This window comes from Lysinibacillus fusiformis, from assembly GCF_003049525.1.
GTDB lineage: Bacteria > Bacillota > Bacilli > Bacillales_A > Planococcaceae > Lysinibacillus > Lysinibacillus fusiformis.
In genome coordinates, this window is the sequence record NZ_PYWL01000001.1 from 72,737 (window position 1) to 89,197 (window position 16,461).

At 38.9% G+C, this 16,461-nt stretch carries 19 protein-coding genes; 3 read left to right on the forward strand and 16 right to left on the reverse strand.

Annotation, left to right across the window (positions count from 1 at the left end):
• Nucleotides 1-76 precede the first annotated feature (76 nt).
• The 12 genes from C9J29_RS00390 to C9J29_RS00445 form a co-directional block, all read right to left on the reverse strand.
• Nucleotides 77-448 (reverse strand): GNAT family N-acetyltransferase, encoded by a 372-nt coding sequence (locus tag C9J29_RS00390; RefSeq protein WP_008174622.1) that lies wholly within the window; start codon nucleotides 446-448, stop codon nucleotides 77-79.
• A 199-nt stretch (nucleotides 449-647) separates the two neighbouring features.
• The gene (gene lysA, locus C9J29_RS00395; RefSeq protein WP_089985414.1) at nucleotides 648-1,967 is read right to left on the reverse strand and encodes a diaminopimelate decarboxylase; all 1,320 of its coding nucleotides are present in this window, start codon (nucleotides 1,965-1,967) and stop codon (nucleotides 648-650) included.
• Nucleotides 1,968-2,189: 222 nt separating this feature from the next.
• Nucleotides 2,190-3,638 carry a spore germination protein gene (locus C9J29_RS00400; RefSeq protein WP_036124270.1) on the reverse strand — a complete coding sequence of 483 codons (1,449 nt, stop codon included), beginning with the start codon at nucleotides 3,636-3,638 and terminating at the stop codon, nucleotides 2,190-2,192.
• Nucleotides 3,639-3,653: 15 nt separating this feature from the next.
• Entirely contained in the window at nucleotides 3,654-4,445 is a 792-nt protein-coding gene (gene sigF, locus C9J29_RS00405) for an RNA polymerase sporulation sigma factor SigF (RefSeq protein WP_008174628.1), read from the reverse strand.
• Nucleotides 4,446-4,455: 10 nt separating this feature from the next.
• Complete coding sequence (spoIIAB, locus tag C9J29_RS00410; RefSeq protein WP_008174630.1) at nucleotides 4,456-4,896, reverse strand: anti-sigma F factor; 441 nt, start codon at nucleotides 4,894-4,896, stop codon at nucleotides 4,456-4,458.
• Nucleotides 4,889-5,242, reverse strand: coding sequence for an anti-sigma F factor antagonist (gene spoIIAA, locus C9J29_RS00415; protein ID WP_025114066.1), 354 nt, complete (start codon nucleotides 5,240-5,242; stop codon nucleotides 4,889-4,891). Before spoIIAA ends, spoIIAB begins: the two co-directional genes overlap by 8 nt.
• 274 nt (nucleotides 5,243-5,516) lie before the next feature.
• Nucleotides 5,517-6,767 (reverse strand): thymidine phosphorylase, encoded by a 1,251-nt coding sequence (locus C9J29_RS00420; protein ID WP_008174633.1) that lies wholly within the window; start codon nucleotides 6,765-6,767, stop codon nucleotides 5,517-5,519.
• A 13-nt stretch (nucleotides 6,768-6,780) separates the two neighbouring features.
• Nucleotides 6,781-7,962: a phosphopentomutase gene (deoB, locus tag C9J29_RS00425; protein WP_008174636.1), complete on the reverse strand. Its 1,182-nt coding sequence runs from the start codon at nucleotides 7,960-7,962 to the stop codon at nucleotides 6,781-6,783.
• Between the two features lie 92 nt (nucleotides 7,963-8,054).
• Nucleotides 8,055-8,957 carry a site-specific tyrosine recombinase XerD gene (gene xerD / locus C9J29_RS00430; protein ID WP_008174638.1) on the reverse strand — a complete coding sequence of 301 codons (903 nt, stop codon included), beginning with the start codon at nucleotides 8,955-8,957 and terminating at the stop codon, nucleotides 8,055-8,057.
• Between the two features lie 172 nt (nucleotides 8,958-9,129).
• On the reverse strand, nucleotides 9,130-9,594 hold the full coding sequence (fur, locus tag C9J29_RS00435; RefSeq protein ID WP_008174639.1) for a ferric iron uptake transcriptional regulator: 465 nt from the start codon (nucleotides 9,592-9,594) through the stop codon (nucleotides 9,130-9,132).
• Nucleotides 9,595-9,715: 121 nt separating this feature from the next.
• Entirely contained in the window at nucleotides 9,716-10,228 is a 513-nt protein-coding gene (locus C9J29_RS00440; RefSeq protein ID WP_025114062.1) for a hypothetical protein, read from the reverse strand.
• Between the two features lie 58 nt (nucleotides 10,229-10,286).
• Nucleotides 10,287-10,838 carry an NUDIX domain-containing protein gene (locus C9J29_RS00445; protein ID WP_107921490.1) on the reverse strand — a complete coding sequence of 184 codons (552 nt, stop codon included), beginning with the start codon at nucleotides 10,836-10,838 and terminating at the stop codon, nucleotides 10,287-10,289.
• A 75-nt stretch (nucleotides 10,839-10,913) separates the two neighbouring features.
• Here C9J29_RS00445 and C9J29_RS00450 point away from each other — a divergent pair, with 75 nt between their 5' ends.
• Both C9J29_RS00450 and C9J29_RS00455 read left to right on the forward strand, forming a co-directional pair.
• Entirely contained in the window at nucleotides 10,914-11,813 is a 900-nt protein-coding gene (locus C9J29_RS00450) for an aldo/keto reductase (RefSeq protein ID WP_090001075.1), read from the forward strand.
• Complete coding sequence (locus C9J29_RS00455; protein WP_089985411.1) at nucleotides 11,810-12,289, forward strand: VanZ family protein; 480 nt, start codon at nucleotides 11,810-11,812, stop codon at nucleotides 12,287-12,289. The genes C9J29_RS00450 and C9J29_RS00455 overlap by 4 nt, the downstream gene beginning before the upstream one ends.
• Nucleotides 12,290-12,313: 24 nt before the next feature.
• Here the strand turns inward: C9J29_RS00455 and C9J29_RS00460 are convergent, their stop codons facing one another.
• The 3 genes from C9J29_RS00460 to C9J29_RS00470 form a co-directional block, all read right to left on the reverse strand.
• The gene (locus C9J29_RS00460; RefSeq protein WP_096363770.1) at nucleotides 12,314-12,817 is read right to left on the reverse strand and encodes a GNAT family N-acetyltransferase; all 504 of its coding nucleotides are present in this window, start codon (nucleotides 12,815-12,817) and stop codon (nucleotides 12,314-12,316) included.
• A gap of 158 nt (nucleotides 12,818-12,975) precedes the next feature.
• Nucleotides 12,976-13,239 carry a YqkE family protein gene (locus C9J29_RS00465; RefSeq protein ID WP_008174653.1) on the reverse strand — a complete coding sequence of 88 codons (264 nt, stop codon included), beginning with the start codon at nucleotides 13,237-13,239 and terminating at the stop codon, nucleotides 12,976-12,978.
• Nucleotides 13,240-13,261: 22 nt separating this feature from the next.
• Nucleotides 13,262-14,446, reverse strand: coding sequence for an acetyl-CoA C-acetyltransferase (locus C9J29_RS00470; protein WP_085961713.1), 1,185 nt, complete (start codon nucleotides 14,444-14,446; stop codon nucleotides 13,262-13,264).
• Between the two features lie 206 nt (nucleotides 14,447-14,652).
• Between C9J29_RS00470 and C9J29_RS00475 the strand changes: the two genes are divergently transcribed.
• Nucleotides 14,653-15,624 carry an alpha/beta hydrolase gene (locus tag C9J29_RS00475; RefSeq protein WP_036127701.1) on the forward strand — a complete coding sequence of 324 codons (972 nt, stop codon included), beginning with the start codon at nucleotides 14,653-14,655 and terminating at the stop codon, nucleotides 15,622-15,624.
• Nucleotides 15,625-15,674: 50 nt separating this feature from the next.
• On the opposite strand, the gene C9J29_RS00480 is transcribed toward C9J29_RS00475, so the two are convergent.
• On the reverse strand, nucleotides 15,675-16,145 hold the full coding sequence (locus C9J29_RS00480) for an S-ribosylhomocysteine lyase (protein WP_008174660.1): 471 nt from the start codon (nucleotides 16,143-16,145) through the stop codon (nucleotides 15,675-15,677).
• Nucleotides 16,146-16,461: the final 316 nt, after the last annotated feature.

Genomic DNA, 16,461 nt, shown 5'->3' on the forward strand with positions numbered 1-16,461 from the left:
CCACTTATAGAACGACAAAAACCATCGATAAGAGTTTACTCTCGATGGTCTTTGTTTACATTATGTGCAGACGATGTTACTCGTCTGCTTTTTTATCGATGCAATTGATACATTTTTGAACTAGTTGACGTGTTTCATCTGTCGCACGTACATTTTCATATTGGCCTAGCTCTCCTATTTCCTGAAGCATTTCCTTCGCAACACCCTCGCCTCTATAGGAAGGCACAACAGATACATGTTGGATCGTAGCAGTATTATTCTCATCTGTTACAAGCCCAACAATGCCAACATATTCATCATTTTTTTTCCATAAGTATAAAACCCAATTATCATCATTTTCATAGGAGTGGATGGTCTCGGTAAGCTTTTTTACGTCTTTTTCGTTCGGCATAAACGAAAGTAGCCCCATTGCTATTTTCTCTAAAGCTTTTTTATATCGAATTAACATATTTGTCTATTCCCTCTTTTTCTAGCTGTACATAATCTTTGACTATCCTACACGATTTGTACTTTTACCGCAAGCCAATTTCTGTCTTACGAACCAGGTCCGAGAATTCCTTTAGACGCCAACACCCAATAGACAATACCCCACAACACAATAAAAGTTGAAATGGATGCTAGTAATACCCATTTATTCTTTCTCAATTTTACTCACCCTTTTTTAAAGTTAGCGGGAGATCGTTTTGCACAATATCTTCATAACTTTCGCGGCGAATAGCTAATTGATGCTGTCCATTCTCTACAAATACAACAGCAGGTCTAGGAACACGGTTATAGTTACTTGCCATAGAATAACCATATGCGCCTGTACAGAAAATGGCTAAAATATCACCTGAAGCTGCATCTTGTAGTTTAGCATCAATAATTAATTTATCGCCAGATTCACATAATTTACCAGCAACCGTATAAATTTCATTTTTTGGCTCATTCGCTTTACTTGCAATGATTGCCTCATACTTAGCGTCGTATAATGCTGGGCGGATATTATCACTCATCCCACCATCTACAGCAATATATTTTCGCACATCTGGTACTGTTTTTTGTGATCCGATTGTATAAAGAGAAGTTCCTGCATCACCGACAAGTGATCGACCTGGTTCAATCCAAATTTCTGGCATTTTCAGTCCAAGTACAGTTGCTTTGTTTTTCACTACTGTAATCATGTCCTCTACATATACTTGTGGTTCAAGCGGTGCATCTTCTTCAGTATAACGAATACCAAAGCCCCCACCTAAGTTTAACACAGTACATGTAAATCCGTGAGCCTTGTTCCAATCAGAAATTTTGTCAATCAATTTTTCTCCTGCTAACCCAAAGCCAGCAGTGTCAAAAATTTGTGAGCCAATGTGACAATGTAAGCCCAATAGCTCTAGGAATTCATGGTTAAATGTTTGTTGGAATGCCTCATCCGCTTGACCATTGTTTAAGTCAAAACCAAATTTAGAATCAGCTTGACCTGTCGTAATGAAATCATGCGTATGTGCTTCAACCCCTGGTGTAACACGTAATAATATACGCATTTTTTGTTGACGACGTTCAGATATTTCTTTTAAAAGCTGAATCTCATAGAAATTATCTACAACAATACAACCGATTTTGGAGTCAAAAGCTAGCTCTAATTCTGAAATGCTTTTATTATTGCCATGGAAATGAATGCGCTCAGCTGGAAAACCTGCTTTTATGGCTGTAAATAATTCTCCACCTGATACAACATCCAAAGATAAGTTTTCTTCTGCTGCTAATTGATACACAGCTACACATGCAAATGCCTTTGAAGCATAAGCTACTTCTGCTTTTACGCCTAGTTTTTTAAACGTATCGATAAAGCTGCGAGCACGCTTACGAATAAGTGCAGTATCATACACAAAAAGTGGTGTACCGTACTCTTTGGCAAGCTCTAGTGTGTCTACCTGTCCAATTGTTAAATGACCATTCTCAGAAATCGCTTGTGTTCCATATAAATGCATGTGCATCTCTCCCTTTTCACTTTGTTCCATTCTGTCACTTTTACAGAAATATGATAGGATCTACCATTGGAAATAGAGCTATCCCATCAAAAATTAATTTCATCCAGCTTCAAGAGGCGTATGTATAAAACCTCCCTTTTGCTGAATGAAAATAATTTTTGCAAAAATCACAAAATACTATATGTGAACTTTATCACATGAAAAAAACGAGTGCAACGGCTCCTATGATCTTTTTCGCTGTTTGGAAGCGACTACATAAGGTCTTAATGCATCTGCCGTCATTGGGAAACGAATTAGGACACGTAGCATCGCCATTGGGAAGAATGGAACAAGCGGCCAAAAATAGGGTGCCTGCATTGGTCGTAATGAACATAAATACGTAAACACTAAGAATATGCCAATGAATAAACCATTAACTCCCCAAATACCTACCATAAGCAATAAAAATAACCTAAATATTTTTATGGAGATACTTAGCTCATAGGACGGAATAATAAAGATGAGAATAGCTGCAACAGCCGTATAGAGGACAACCTCTGCTGAGAACAGTCCCACATCGATCGCAATTTGACCAATAATTACCCCCGCAACCAAGCCCATCGCTGTAGACAGTGGTGTTGGAGTATGAATGGCGGCCATCCTCAAAAATTCAATACCAATATCTGCAATAAGTATTTGCAATAATAAGGGTACATGCGATTTCTCCTGCGTCCCTAAAAAAGAAAGAGCATCAGGAAGCAATGATTCATTTGTTGCAAATACATACCACAAAGGTAATAAAAGTAAACCCATAATGGCGCCGAAATACCGCATAAAACGTACAAATGTACCAACTAGTGGCGCCTGTCTATATTCCTCTGCATGCTGTAGTAAATGGAAAATCGTAATTGGCACAAGAATAACAGACGGTGAAGTATCTACCATTATGGCGATATGCCCTTCCAGTAAATGCGCCGCAGCAATATCTGGCCTTTCCGTGTAACGGACAAACGGAACTGGATGGAATTTTTGCTTAAACAGCCATTCTTCTAATGATTTATCAGCCATTGTCAAACCATCATGGTTAATTTGGTCAAGGCGCTGTCGTAATTTTTCGAGCATATCTTCATTGGCAACATCCTTCATATACGCTATGGCGACGTCGGTTTGGCCGATTTTGGATATTTTATGTAGCTCGAAACGTAAATTACTATTGCGAATCCGCCTACGAATTAAAGCTGTATTTTGAGATATTCCTTCTGTAAAACCATCCCTTGAGCCACGTATAACCTTTTCATTGTCGGGCTCCTCAGGGGAACGTCCTGGATAGTTTCTGAGCTCGGCAACGTAGCAATAGCCACTTTTAGTAATAAAGGTCACTTGCCCGCTTAAAATGGCTAATAAATAAGCTTTACGCTCAGTTTCCTCTGAACGTCCGTGAAAGTTAAAATAGGACTCGAAATACTCCTTCTCATCCTCCACATCAATTTCATAGTCCTCATCTGGGAGCATACTTGAAAGTAATTGTGTTAGGGCTTCTCCATCCACAAGTCCACTAATATAGGCACAAAGAACCGGCAAATCTTTGACAAATAAATGCTTAATTCCAACGTCAAATGATTCGCCGTCACCAAATTGCTCCTTAAGAAAATCTTCGGCTGCTTCTAAGTTGCTAAATAATTTATTTGTCATGCTGTCACCATTTTCTTAGATGTCTTTTTTTATTGCTTCTTGCTCTACAGTTGCGCTTGTAGCCATCCAACTTTTTAATTGAGCAAGAATTTTTTTCTCCAAACGGGATACTTGCACCTGTGATATGCCTAACCTATTTGCAATTTCAGTTTGCGTACAATCTGAAAAATAGCGTAAATAAATGATAGACTGTTCTCTCGGTTCAAGCCTTGTAAGCACTTCTTTAAGGGGGATATAATCAAATGGCTGCTCAGATTTTTCATCCTTCATTTGATCCATCAATGTGATGGAATCTCCTTCACTTTCATACAATTGCTCATGTAGAGATGCTGGATCTCTTAATGCATCCGATGCTGTCACGATTTCCTCGGTTGTCACACCAAGTACTTGTGCCAGCTCCTGTATCGTTGGCGGATGTTCATTCTTTTTAATAAATTCGTCTGTAGCATGTCGGATTTTAAAGTTCAGCTCCCGGATAGAGCGACTCACCTTCACCATGCCATCATCCCTTAAAAAGCGTTGAATCTCACCAATAATCATAGGTACTGCATAGGTTGAAAATTTAACATCATACGATAAATCAAACTTATCTACTGATTTCATGAGTCCTATGCAGCCTATCTGGAATAAATCCTCGAGCTCAACACCTCTCGTTGTAAAACGTTGAACAATGGACCACACAAGCCTCGTATTGCCTTCTACCATTCGTTTACGAGCCTCATGATCGCCCTTCTGTGCGCGTGCTATTAAATCACGCATTTCCTCCTGAGACAAAAGCTTTTCGGACGACTGTTCTAACGGCTTCACGATGATACCCTCACATTACCGCTGTGCGAACTGTGTAAAATTTCTTCGTAAATGTTACAGTTGTGCCTTCACGCCACTTGGACATAACTGTTAGCTGATCAGAAAAACTGTCCATAATCGTAAAGCCCATACCTGAGCGCTCCATTACACTTTTTGTAGTAAATAACGGCTCCATTGCTTGACTCACGTCTTCAATGCCTACCCCTTTATCCATCACAGACACCGTTACAATGTCATCTTCACGTTTAGCATGAACAGTAACAACACCTCTGCCATCCTCTTCATAGCCATGAATAATGGCATTGGAAACTGCTTCTGAGACGACTGTTTTAAATTCAGATAGCTCATCAATAGTTGGGTCTAATTGAGCAATAAAGCCAGTGACTGCTACACGGGCTAAGGCTTCATTTTCACTAAGTGCTAAAAAAGTTAATGTCATTTCGTTATCCATTTACAATCCCCCTTACGCGATCAATCGCTTGTTCCTCTGTTGCATCCATCATCCAAGGCCCTAAACCTGAAAATTGAAAAACTTTCCGCATGGTTGGCGATGGATTCAATAAAATAGTTCGCCCAGCAACTGCCTCTAACTCACGCATACGACCAAGCACTAAGCCTACTCCCGAACTATCCATAAAAGATAGCCCTTCTAAGTTCCATATGATGGTCGTCACAGTGCCTTGGAAAATTGCTGCAGAAATTTTCGCTCGAATTTGCTCTACTGCATGATGATCGAGCTCCCCAAATAAACGTATAACGACTGTCTCTCTTGTGACCATTTCTAATTGAAAATGCATGAACATCGCCTCCTCCTCGTGCAATTCCACATTTAATACGCTGATTCCTTGCGGCTGACAGAACTAGTGCAAAGTCTTCTGAAATAGTGTCAAATCGACATACTTATAGCTTTTTAGGTTTAAGTGCAGTATGGGATAAGTGAACGTGTTTTAAACAAGCTGCTGTTATCTCAATATGAAATTTCTACGAAAATGTAAACATTTCATAGGTTTAATGTTGGAACGATAAAAAAAGCGAGAACCCTCGTATGTGAGAGCTCTCGCAAATAAAATGTTATGCAATTGTATAAGCTTGCTGTATTTTATGAATCGTATCTTGATCGATTTGGTTATTGGAATATAAATAAGCAATAATATCCCCATTTTTTACACGATCGCCTTTTTTAGCAATCAGCTGAATGCCTGCATCGTAATCCAGCGCAGATTCCTTCGTTAAACGTCCAGCACCTAGACTAACACTAGCTTCACCAACTAAAAGGGCATTAATTGTTTCCACAGTACCCTCTGTAACTGCCGTTACTGAAACTTTATGGGCTGTTTCATTTTGTACGATATCTGATACGTCCCCACCTTGAGCAACAATAAACTCCTCAAATTTAGCAGCGGCAGAACCATCTGCCAGTACGCGCTTAACAGCGGCTGTTGCTTCCGTTTCATCAACACCTGCGGCAACTTGATACATTAAAGAAGCAATGACTACACATTCATCTAGTAAATCCTCATGTGTTTCTTCCATACGACCGCTTAATAATGCATAGGCTTCCAATACCTCAAGTTTATTGCCAATCATTTTACCTAGTGGATTATCCATATCACTAATATGAGCAACAACTCTGCGCCCAAGTTTTTCCCCAATAGCTGTCATTGTATCAGCTAATCGCTGAGCTTCTTCTTGCGTTTTCATAAACGCTCCTGATCCACATTTAACATCTAGCACAATACCATCCGCACCACTAGCGATTTTTTTACTCATAATGGATGCAGCAATTAATGGAATCGAATCGACCGTTCCTGTCACGTCTCTTAATGCATACAACTTTTTGTCAGCTGGTACAAGATTGCCTGTTTGCCCAGCAACTGCAATTTTATGTCTATTGACATTGTCAATGAATTCCTGTGAGGAAAGCTCTGTTTTGAAGCCTTGGATTGACTCTAATTTATCGATTGTACCACCTGTAATACCTAGACCTTTACCACTAAACTTGGCTACTGGAATTCCTAGAGATGCAATAATAGGTGTGACCACAAGTGTTACTTTATCTCCAACGCCACCTGTTGAGTGTTTATCAATTTTAAAACCATCAATAGACGTTAAATCAATAACATCTCCTGACTCAATCATTGCTTTTGTTAAATAAAACGTTTCATCATCAGACATTCCTAAAAGTCGAATCGCCATTAACAGTGAGCTTGCTTGATAATCAGGAATCGAACCTGTCGTATAGCCATCTACAAAATACTGAATGTCAGCTTGTGAGAGCTCTAATCCTTGTTTTTTCTTTTCAAACAATTGCACCATATTCATTCTAAAATCCCCCTTATTTCAATTCTTGTAAGAAACTTTTGCCGAATGCTGGGGCCTCTACTTGGAAGTTCTCAGCCACTGTAGCTGCAATATCAGCAAAAGTTTCACGAAGCTCTAATTCAGCTCCACCATTAAAACGTGGAGAATAGACAATTAACGGTACATATTCACGTGTATGATCTGTGCCATGGAAGGTTGGGTCATTCCCGTGGTCTGCTGTAATAATTAATAAATCATCCTCTGACATTGCACTTGTAATTTCTGGTAGTCGTGCATCGAATTCTTGTAGAGCTTGTCCGTAGCCTAGTGGATCACGGCGATGTCCAAAATTAGCATCAAAGTCTACTAAGTTTAAGAAGCTCATTCCATGGAAATCACGGCGGACAACTTCAGCAAATTTGTCCATTCCATCCGTATTATTTTTAGTACGTACAGCATCTGTAACACCTTCACCGTTGAAAATATCAGAGATTTTACCAATTGCAATTACATCTAAGCCTGCGTCTTTCAAAACATTCATCGTTGTACGACCGAATGGCTTTAGTGCATAGTCATGTCGATTTGAAGTACGCGAGAAGTCCCCTGGAGTACCTATAAATGGACGTGCGATTACGCGACCCACTAAATATTCAGGCTGTAATGTTAATTCACGTGCAATTTCACAAATTTTATATAATTCATCTAATGGTATGATTTCCTCGTGAGCAGCAATTTGTAAAACTGGATCAGCTGATGTATAGACAATAATTGCTCCAGTTTCCATATGCTCTTTACCGAAGTCTTCTATAACCTGCGTACCACTTGCAGGTTGATTGCAAAGTACTTTACGACCCGTACGTTTTTCTAGCTCAGCAATCAACTCTGCAGGAAATCCATCCGGATATACTTTAAAAGGCTTATCAATATTCAAACCCATAATTTCCCAATGTCCTGTCATCGTATCTTTTCCGACAGAAGCTTCTTGCATTTTTCCATAGTATGCTTTCGGCTCATTTGTCGCTTGCATACCTTGCAGCGGCTCGATATTTGCCAAACCCATTGACTCCATTACTGGCATTGTAAGCCCATTCATTTTTTCAGCGATATGTCCTAATGTATGTGATCCTACATCGCCAAAATTTGCAGCATCTGGCGCTTCACCAATTCCTACAGAGTCCATCACAACTACATGGATTTTGTTAAACGGTTTATTCATTATTATTGCCTCCAATCTCATGACTCTATTTTACCAAAAAAATGCGAAAAATAAAGGTCAGACATCCGACCGAAAAAAATTTTCTGAAATTTTTAAGCACGGGGATGAAATTGCTTATATACTTCCGATAATCTTGTTTTGCTAATATGTGTATATATTTGCGTTGTTGAAATATCTGCATGACCTAGCATCTCTTGTACGGCACGTAAATCAGCCCCATTTTCGACTAAATGAGTAGCAAAAGAGTGACGCAATGTATGTGGTGTTAACTCATGTTGGATGCCAGCTTTTAAAGCATGCTCCTTCATTAATTTCCAACAACCTTGTCTTGTTAAACGTTTCCCTCTTTGATTAATAAAAAACGCATCAGTTTTTGGATATTTTCCCTGTAATTGACCACGAGCATTGTTTAAATAGGTGCTTATGGCTGATAAGGCGCTTTTGCCAAGAGGAATGATTCTTTCTTTTCCACCCTTCCCAAACACCCGAACAAAGCCCATTGTTAAATGAATATCAGCTAAATCTAAAGCAATAAGCTCACTGATTCGCATACCTGAGCCATATAATAATTCAAGCATCGCTAAATCACGGATACCTTGTGGCTTACTTCGATTCGGCGCCGTCAATAAGGCTTCAATTTCTTCTATAGATAAAATATTCGGTAATTTTTGCTCAATTGTCGGCATTTCTAAGTGTACTGTTGGATCTGATTCAGCACGCTTTTCTCGGAGTAAAAATTGGTGGAAACTACGAATAGATGAAATATGGCGAGCAATCGTACGGCTTGTCTTCCCTTGTGCACGTAGTTGCTCTAAATGTCGTAGTATGGTCGTTCTTTCTACACGATTAAAATCAGCCATACCTTCTGCATTTTGCAAAAAATTCACATAGCTTTCTAAATCTCGGCGATAGGATGCTAATGTATTAACAGATAACTGCCGTTCCACTTGGATAAAATGGATATAATCCTCTACTGCATATTGAAATTCATTCATCACAACGCCCCCTTACTGTCAATTATTTTCTATTTTAGCATGGCTATTAGAAATGTGCTAAAGCCTCCTCTATTCGACATAAACCAACGGTAATAAGGATTTATTATTTCATAAAAAAACAAAAAACTGCCCGATTTAATCTATAACAGAGATTAAAACAGACAGCTTTTCGTTAATTTTCTTCATTCGATTCGTCGTTTTTATCATGACAGCGCCAGCATATGCCGTGGAAAGTTAGTCGGTGATCCTTTATGATAAAGTTCCAACGCTTTTCAACAACGGCTTCCACATCTTCAAGTAAATCTTCTTGAATTTCATCAACAGCTCCACATTCAATACAAACTAGATGATGGTGGAAATGGGCAGCTCCCTCTTGGCGTAGGTCATAGCGCGACACGCCATCGCCAAAGTTGATTTTGTCGACAATTTTGAGCTCAGTTAATAATTCTAACGTTCTATAAACAGTAGCTAGACCGATCTCTGGTGCTTTTTCTTTTACTAAAAGATATACATCCTCAGCACTTAGGTGGTCTTCTTCGTGCTCAAGCAAGACAGCAACTGTTGCTTCTCGCTGCGGCGTCAGCTTGTAACTAGCACTATGCAACTGTTTTTTTATACGATCAATTCGGCTCTCCATGTGACGCCCCCCTAAACTCTTTCCATTATACCAAAGGAGTAAATCCTATTACAAGATAGTGAATAGATTTCTAACATGTTCTACTTTTTTATCTGATCACAATGTCTGTCTATTAAACCCATCATTTTAACACATAAGAAACAACAATAAACTCAGCAACTATTATGATGAAAAATGCGATAAAATTCAACAAAATTGTCCGACCAGATACTTGTTTCCCGATTTTTCGCTTTGACCAAGCAGGTACAAGTAAATTGCATAGGACTAGCAACAATATACAATAGATAAGCTGAAATGGAAACCACCAAATCGTATAAAGCCAAAAAGCTTCAAGTTTTTGTAATAAAAAAACAGAACTAAAGCCAAAAAAAGTGGCACGCATGGCTACAGTTACACGTACTAAAACTTTTAAAACACTGTGAGTTGCTAGTAATAATACAAGACCTATGGAAATGGCGACAGGAAGCACTAAACGAAAAATCGAATGCCTGTCCCCATCGGCTAAACGAGGTTCTATAAATAAAATAAACGGTTCCGCTTTCGGTCCACCAAAAATATGAAAGAAAATAACGCCACAAACAAAGCTAACGGCAATGATGGAAGCGTGATAAAATATAGACACCGTACGAGACATAAACATGCTCCTTTTCTATCAAGGTTTGTACAGCTTATGCTCGTCCGTCTCTATTATGCTAAAGATTATTTTCTAAATGGGCAGCAAGCCAAAGTACAGCAAATGCAGTTTTAGCATCAAATATACGTTGATCTGCGACCATTGATTGTGCTACTTCCAACGAAACTTCTATAAGTTCGACAAACTCATCCTCATCTAATGCTGCTTTATTGTCGATGTTATACAAATCCTTCGCTACATATAGATGAATGACCTCGTCTGCAAATCCCGGCGACGTTGCAAATGTTTGTAAATATGTAAGGCTATGCGCGCCGTAGCCTGTCTCTTCCTCTAATTCACGGCGAGCTGTCATTGCTGGTTCTTCACCAGGTTCAAGTTTCCCTGCTGGAATTTCAACAATAGAACGTTCAAGTGCCTTACGATATTGCTCCACTAATACTAATTTACCCTCATCTGTCACGGCAATAACCGCAACCGCTCCAGGATGTTTAATAATTTCGCGCTTTGCAACCTGACCATCTGGCAACATGACATCATCAACTTGTAGTTTTACAATTTTTCCGTCATAGATTGGTGTCGTTTTTGTCGTTTTTTCCTCAAACTTTTTCATAGACGATAACCTCGCTTGTCCTTCAGATATGTTCATTGTACCATTACAAGTAAAGAAATCGAAGGAGGTCGTTTCATGAAAAAGAGGAAGCTTGGCACTAGTGAATTATTCATTTCTGAAATTAGTTTAGGAGGCATGTCACTTTCGACAGATAAAGAGCAAGCAGCTACTATTGTCGATATGGCATTAGATGCGGGCATAAATTATATGGATACTGCCGATTTATATGATTTAGGGGCTAATGAGGAGATCATTGGCGCGGCATTAGGAAAGCGTCGTCAAGAGATTATCCTTGCCACAAAGGTAGGTAATCGTTGGACTGAAGGTGTAGAAGGCTGGCAATGGGATGCTTCGCCATCTTATATAAAACAAGCTATTCATGCTAGTTTGAAACGGTTAGGGACGGACTACATCGATGTTTATCAGTTACACGGTGGTACAATCGAAGATGACTGGGATGGTATTATTGACACTTTTGAGGGCTTGAAAAAAGAAGGACTTATCCGTGAATATGGCATTTCCTCCATTCGTCCAAATGTTTTACAACGTTTTTTACCTGCAAGCTCTGCTAAAAGTGTCATGATGCAATATAGTGCATTAGATCGCCGCCCCGAAGAGTGGTTGGAGCTCATTGCGAACGAAGGTGCTTCTGTTGTAACTCGTGGCACAGTGGCAAAGGGCTTATTAACAAATAGCTGGCAGCAACGCCTTCAACGAGTAAACGGTTTTAACAACTATTCTTCAGAAGAGTTAACAACAACGTTAACAAACTTAGCTTCACAGTATAATGATTTACATGCATTGGCACTAGCCTTTAATTTAAAAGAGTCTGCAATCGCTTCTACAGTAATTGGAGCAAGTTCACAGGAGCAACTAGCACAGACCCTCTCTGCCTATGAAAATATGGCAGCTATAACCAATTTTGAAGCAGCAAATACGTTAACAAAAAATGAGCAATATGTAGAACATCGATGAAAAAGTGGTTAATCTTCATCATCTGTCTAGTTGTGCTTATCATTTCCTCGAGCATGACTTACGAACAACAAAGTATTTTACCAGAGCTTAAAGATTTATTAGCTAATAAACCTTTTGAAAAACAACTATCCGTTTTAAAGATCCCTTATTGGGACACAGTCGTATCAGTTGAAGAACGTGGTTATTTTCCATTTGTTGAATTTTTAATTCGTAAACTAACACATTTTATCGGTTTTGGATGCATTGCGCTTGGTTTGTACTTTGCATGGGGAAGACGCCGTTTTGCAGCAACTATTGCTATTACTGGAACGGCTTTTATTGCTATGCTTGATGAATTTCGTCAAAGCTTTACACCAGGTCGCACAATGAGCGGCCAAGATGTACTTGTTGATACAGCTGGAGCCATTATTTTTGTTGGTGTCGTTGTGGTCTTCAGGAAATTGTTGAAAAATAAAAGACAAAAGGCACTAGTTTAGCCTTTTGTCTTACCTATATAATCCTTATAGGAATCTCCAATAATAAAGAGACTCAGTTTCTTTATATAAGGTAGCCCCTGCTTTTTCTAAAACTCGATGGGAAGCGAAATTATCTTTTTCTGTATCTGCAATAATAGACTGAACATTTGGTTGATGATGTAGCCAGTTTATCATTGTTATAATGGTTTCTGTCATATAACCACGTCCTTGAAAACTAGGAAAGGTATAATAACCAATCACCACTTCCTGCCTCTCATTTGGCATCCCTTTTAGCATAATGCCCCCAATAGCACAATTCTGTTCTTTACATACAATTAACCAATTCGTATGCCAAATATAATTTTCTTCATCTTCCAAGACTTTGGAGCGTCTATAGTCCAATGCCTGTTTTAGCTCATCATCAATAATTCCCTCTAGCTTATGTAAAGAGAATTCAATTGCTAAATCATTCTCATGATCAATTAGCAATTGTAAATACTTAGCATTTAAAGGAATTAATCTTAATCTTTTAGAATATAATTCAAACATCATTGTTCTCCTATCATAATTTAATCTACTTACTAAACTATAATAAGGTATATGTTATTGCAGCGTCTCCCACATCATGAATTGTTACTTATATATTATCGACTTTTTCTGTTATCCAAAAACAGTGAACCCACATGCGCGAATTCACTGTTTCCTTATTAATATTTCGTGCCTTTATCGCCATACTCGTTTAATAATTCTTCAAACGATTTATTTTTTTCTCGTTGCTTACGTTCAAAAGCTAGTTTTGCTTGGCGCTCTTCTTCTGCCGCCTGTTCTTTCACGGTTAAATCTTGCTTTGCCGCTTTTAATTTAGCTAACACATCGCCACCTAGTTGGTCTGCTAATGTGACTGCCTCCTGCTTTGGCAAGCTTGCTGTCATGCTATTGCTTGTCTGTTGTTGTTTTCGTTTCTTTCCCATTTCATTCACCTTCTTATTGACATCAAGGACGCTTTACTACTGTGGCTACACCTTGACCACCACCGATACATAATGTGGCTAAACCCATTTTCGCATCACGCTTTTCCATCTCATGTAAGAGTGTGACCAAAATACGAGCACCACTTGCACCGATCGGATGACCAAGAGCAATCGCGCCCCCGTTGACATTTAGTTTATCATGATTAAAGCGTAATTCACGATCAACAGCAATCGATTGTGCTGCAAATGCTTCATTTGCTTCAATTACATCTATTTCATCTAATGTTGCTGCTGCCTTTGCCAGTGCTTTTTGGACTGCTTTAACTGGACCAGTTCCCATAATTGCAGGATCTACTCCTACGCTTGCATTGGCTGAAATAATTGCCATTGGTTGAATACCAAGCTCTTGTGCCTTTTTCTTCGACATCACAACAACTGCCGCTGCCCCATCGTTAATGCCTGAAGCATTCGCCGCTGTTACGGAGCCATCTTTTTTAAATGCGGGACGTAGCTTACCTAGAGATTCCTCTGTTACACCTGCACGTGGAAATTCATCCTTGGCGAATACAATAGGCTCTCCCTTACGCTGTGGAATCTCAACAGCGACGATTTCATTTTCAAATTTGCCTGCTGCAATTGCTGCCTCTGCGCGTTGCTGAGAACGAGCTGCAAAAGCATCCTGCTCTTCTCTTGAAATTTCATACTTATCACATAAATTTTCAGCTGTAATTCCCATATGATAATCATTAAAAGCACACCATAGACCATCATGGATCATAGTATCCACCACCTTTTGATCGCCCATTCGGAAGCCTTCACGCGCATTTTTTAAAACATAAGGTGCCTGGCTCATATTTTCAAAGCCACCAGCCACGATAATATCAGCATCACCTGCTAAAATAGCTTGCGTTGCTAAATGCACAGCTTTTAAACCTGATCCACATACTTTATTAATTGTTAATGCTGATACCTCATGTGGTAAACCAGCCTTTATCGCTGCCTGACGAGCTGGATTTTGTCCAAGACCAGCCGATAACACATTCCCCATAATGACCTCATCGACTTGTTCCCCTGCTACTCCTGCACGCGCTAAAGCGTCCTTAATAACAATGCTACCTAAAGTTACAGCTGGTACGTCTTTTAATGTCCCCTGAAATGAGCCTATAGCTGTTCGTACAGCACTCACGATTACTACCTCATTTATCATGTCCATTCTCCCCTTTTCCCCGTTCAAAAATCAACACTGCTGCATATGCTACTAGCAGATATGTATATTTTAACAAATATTTTGACGATTTTCGATAATAGAAATAATCGCAGTTTTGCCAAAGTTATTGTAAAATGTTGACGTGTTTTAAACAATCTCAGTTGGGAACATTACAAATAAGAAACAGCATGTGGAGGTGTTTTATGATGAAAAAAAAGATGCTTTTATTCTCTGGTATTACAACAACGCTTGCCGCAGCAGCTACTGGTCTGTTCGGCTTCGCGCTTTCTAATAAATTAATGTATATTCAACAAAAAGATCCTGAATTTGTTCGTGAACGAGAAACGACAGCCAAACGCTTTGATGAGGCTTGGTACAATAAAAACTTGAAATGCGAATTAAATATTGATTCTCCTAATGGTTATACGATTCGAGGAATTATGCTTCAGCCGTTGCAAACCAATAACACGATCATCATATGTCACGGTGTTACCGAAAATAAAATAAATTCCGTTAAATACGCTCGGTTATTTGAAAGGCTTGGCTATAATTCGGTCATCTTTGACCATCGCCGTCATGGCGAATCTGGTGGCAAAACAACTAGCTATGGCCACTATGAAAAAAATGATCTTGATGCTGTAGTCAATACAGTGAAAGCCATGATTGGTGAAGATGCAATACTAGGTATTCATGGAGAATCAATGGGTGCAGCAACAATGTTACTTTATGCAGGTACGGTTGAAGATGGTGCTGATTTTTATATATCTGATTGTGCATTCTCCGATTTTTCCATGTTGCTCAAGCAAATTGCCAAAACTGAATTTAAATATGGCTCTATTATTCCCATCCGTTTTGCCGATTTCTTTGTCCGCCTCCGGGACGGCTACTCCTTCAAAAGTGTGACCCCCGCCGAAGCAGTGACCCATATTGAAAAACCTGTACTTTTTATCCATAGTATCCCTGATTCATTTATTCCAGCGTCCATGTCACTAGATCTTTACAATAAAAAAGTAGGTCCTAAAAAATTAAAGCTTTTTGATACTGGGGCACATGCCCAATCCTTTAATGAAAATATGGATGAATACGAAGATTTAATTCATGATTTTTTAGAAAGTTTTATTTACCAAAAAATAAATCGTGATTCCTCCTCCTCCAATGTCATTCCATTCCATTTTTAACGCAAATAAAAACCTTGCTTATATTATTCCCGCAAGGTTTTTTTCCATATTTATTCTTCAAAAACGATATGCCATTCTTCTCGTTTCGCTAAAAATTCCTTCGCTAATGCTTGTGCTCCTTCTAAGCTATGACTCGCAGCCCAGCCACATTGTACCTCATTACATGCAGGCACTGCTGTCGCCTTTGTCACGTCAGTAAATGTCTTTTCTAAAATAGTTAATAAGTCCTCATAATCTTGATGATTAATAAGGGATACATAGAAGCCTGTCTGGCAACCCATTGGACTGAAATCAACGATATGGTCAGAATAATTACGAATGATATCCGCAGATAAATGCTCTAAGGAATGCAAAGCCGGCATTTCCATATGCTCTTTATTAGGTTGCTTCAAGCGAATATCATATTTGTACACTTCATCGCCGTTTTTCCCTGCTTTAACTCCCGCTAACCGAACATACGGGGCTTTTACTTTTGTATGATCTAGATCAAAGCTTTCTACATTTGTCTTTTCGCGTTCCATATTTAACAGCTCCTTTTCTATGAATACTATTTATTATAGCTAGTTTTCCCAAAATTAGTGGGAATATTTTAAATTGCTAGTTTTTTTATGTTTTCATAGAATATTTCAAACGAATAGAGTTAAAAATTTTTTCATTCTTGTTTCTAAAAGACTGCTACACATCTTACCAACATAAGAAATTGCGTTGTAAAAAATTTTTTACAGCCTTTTGTTAAAGAATTTTTCAGGATTTACTTCCGTATAGACGGCTTGTAATATCATAGTCAGTTTCAAATTTCTAAATCGCTGAAACCAGTTGAGACGGGGGAACTAAATA

Coding starts and splice junctions, on each gene's coding strand:
- C9J29_RS00390 (WP_008174622.1), bottom strand. CDS start 448: ATGTTAATTCGATATAAAAAAGCTTTAGAGAAAATAGCAATGGGGCTA.
- lysA (WP_089985414.1), bottom strand. CDS start 1,967: ATGCATTTATATGGAACACAAGCGATTTCTGAGAATGGTCATTTAACA.
- C9J29_RS00400 (WP_036124270.1), bottom strand. CDS start 3,638: ATGACAAATAAATTATTTAGCAACTTAGAAGCAGCCGAAGATTTTCTT.
- spoIIAB (WP_008174630.1), bottom strand. CDS start 4,896: ATGGATAACGAAATGACATTAACTTTTTTAGCACTTAGTGAAAATGAA.
- spoIIAA (WP_025114066.1), bottom strand. CDS start 5,242: ATGCATTTTCAATTAGAAATGGTCACAAGAGAGACAGTCGTTATACGT.
- C9J29_RS00420 (WP_008174633.1), bottom strand. CDS start 6,767: ATGAATATGGTGCAATTGTTTGAAAAGAAAAAACAAGGATTAGAGCTC.
- deoB (WP_008174636.1), bottom strand. CDS start 7,962: ATGAATAAACCGTTTAACAAAATCCATGTAGTTGTGATGGACTCTGTA.
- xerD (WP_008174638.1), bottom strand. CDS start 8,957: ATGAATGAATTTCAATATGCAGTAGAGGATTATATCCATTTTATCCAA.
- fur (WP_008174639.1), bottom strand. CDS start 9,594: ATGGAGAGCCGAATTGATCGTATAAAAAAACAGTTGCATAGTGCTAGT.
- C9J29_RS00440 (WP_025114062.1), bottom strand. CDS start 10,228: ATGTCTCGTACGGTGTCTATATTTTATCACGCTTCCATCATTGCCGTT.
- C9J29_RS00445 (WP_107921490.1), bottom strand. CDS start 10,838: ATGAAAAAGTTTGAGGAAAAAACGACAAAAACGACACCAATCTATGAC.
- C9J29_RS00450 (WP_090001075.1), top strand. CDS start 10,914: ATGAAAAAGAGGAAGCTTGGCACTAGTGAATTATTCATTTCTGAAATT.
- C9J29_RS00455 (WP_089985411.1), top strand. CDS start 11,810: ATGAAAAAGTGGTTAATCTTCATCATCTGTCTAGTTGTGCTTATCATT.
- C9J29_RS00460 (WP_096363770.1), bottom strand. CDS start 12,817: ATGTTTGAATTATATTCTAAAAGATTAAGATTAATTCCTTTAAATGCT.
- C9J29_RS00465 (WP_008174653.1), bottom strand. CDS start 13,239: ATGGGAAAGAAACGAAAACAACAACAGACAAGCAATAGCATGACAGCA.
- C9J29_RS00470 (WP_085961713.1), bottom strand. CDS start 14,446: ATGATAAATGAGGTAGTAATCGTGAGTGCTGTACGAACAGCTATAGGC.
- C9J29_RS00475 (WP_036127701.1), top strand. CDS start 14,653: ATGAAAAAAAAGATGCTTTTATTCTCTGGTATTACAACAACGCTTGCC.
- C9J29_RS00480 (WP_008174660.1), bottom strand. CDS start 16,145: ATGGAACGCGAAAAGACAAATGTAGAAAGCTTTGATCTAGATCATACA.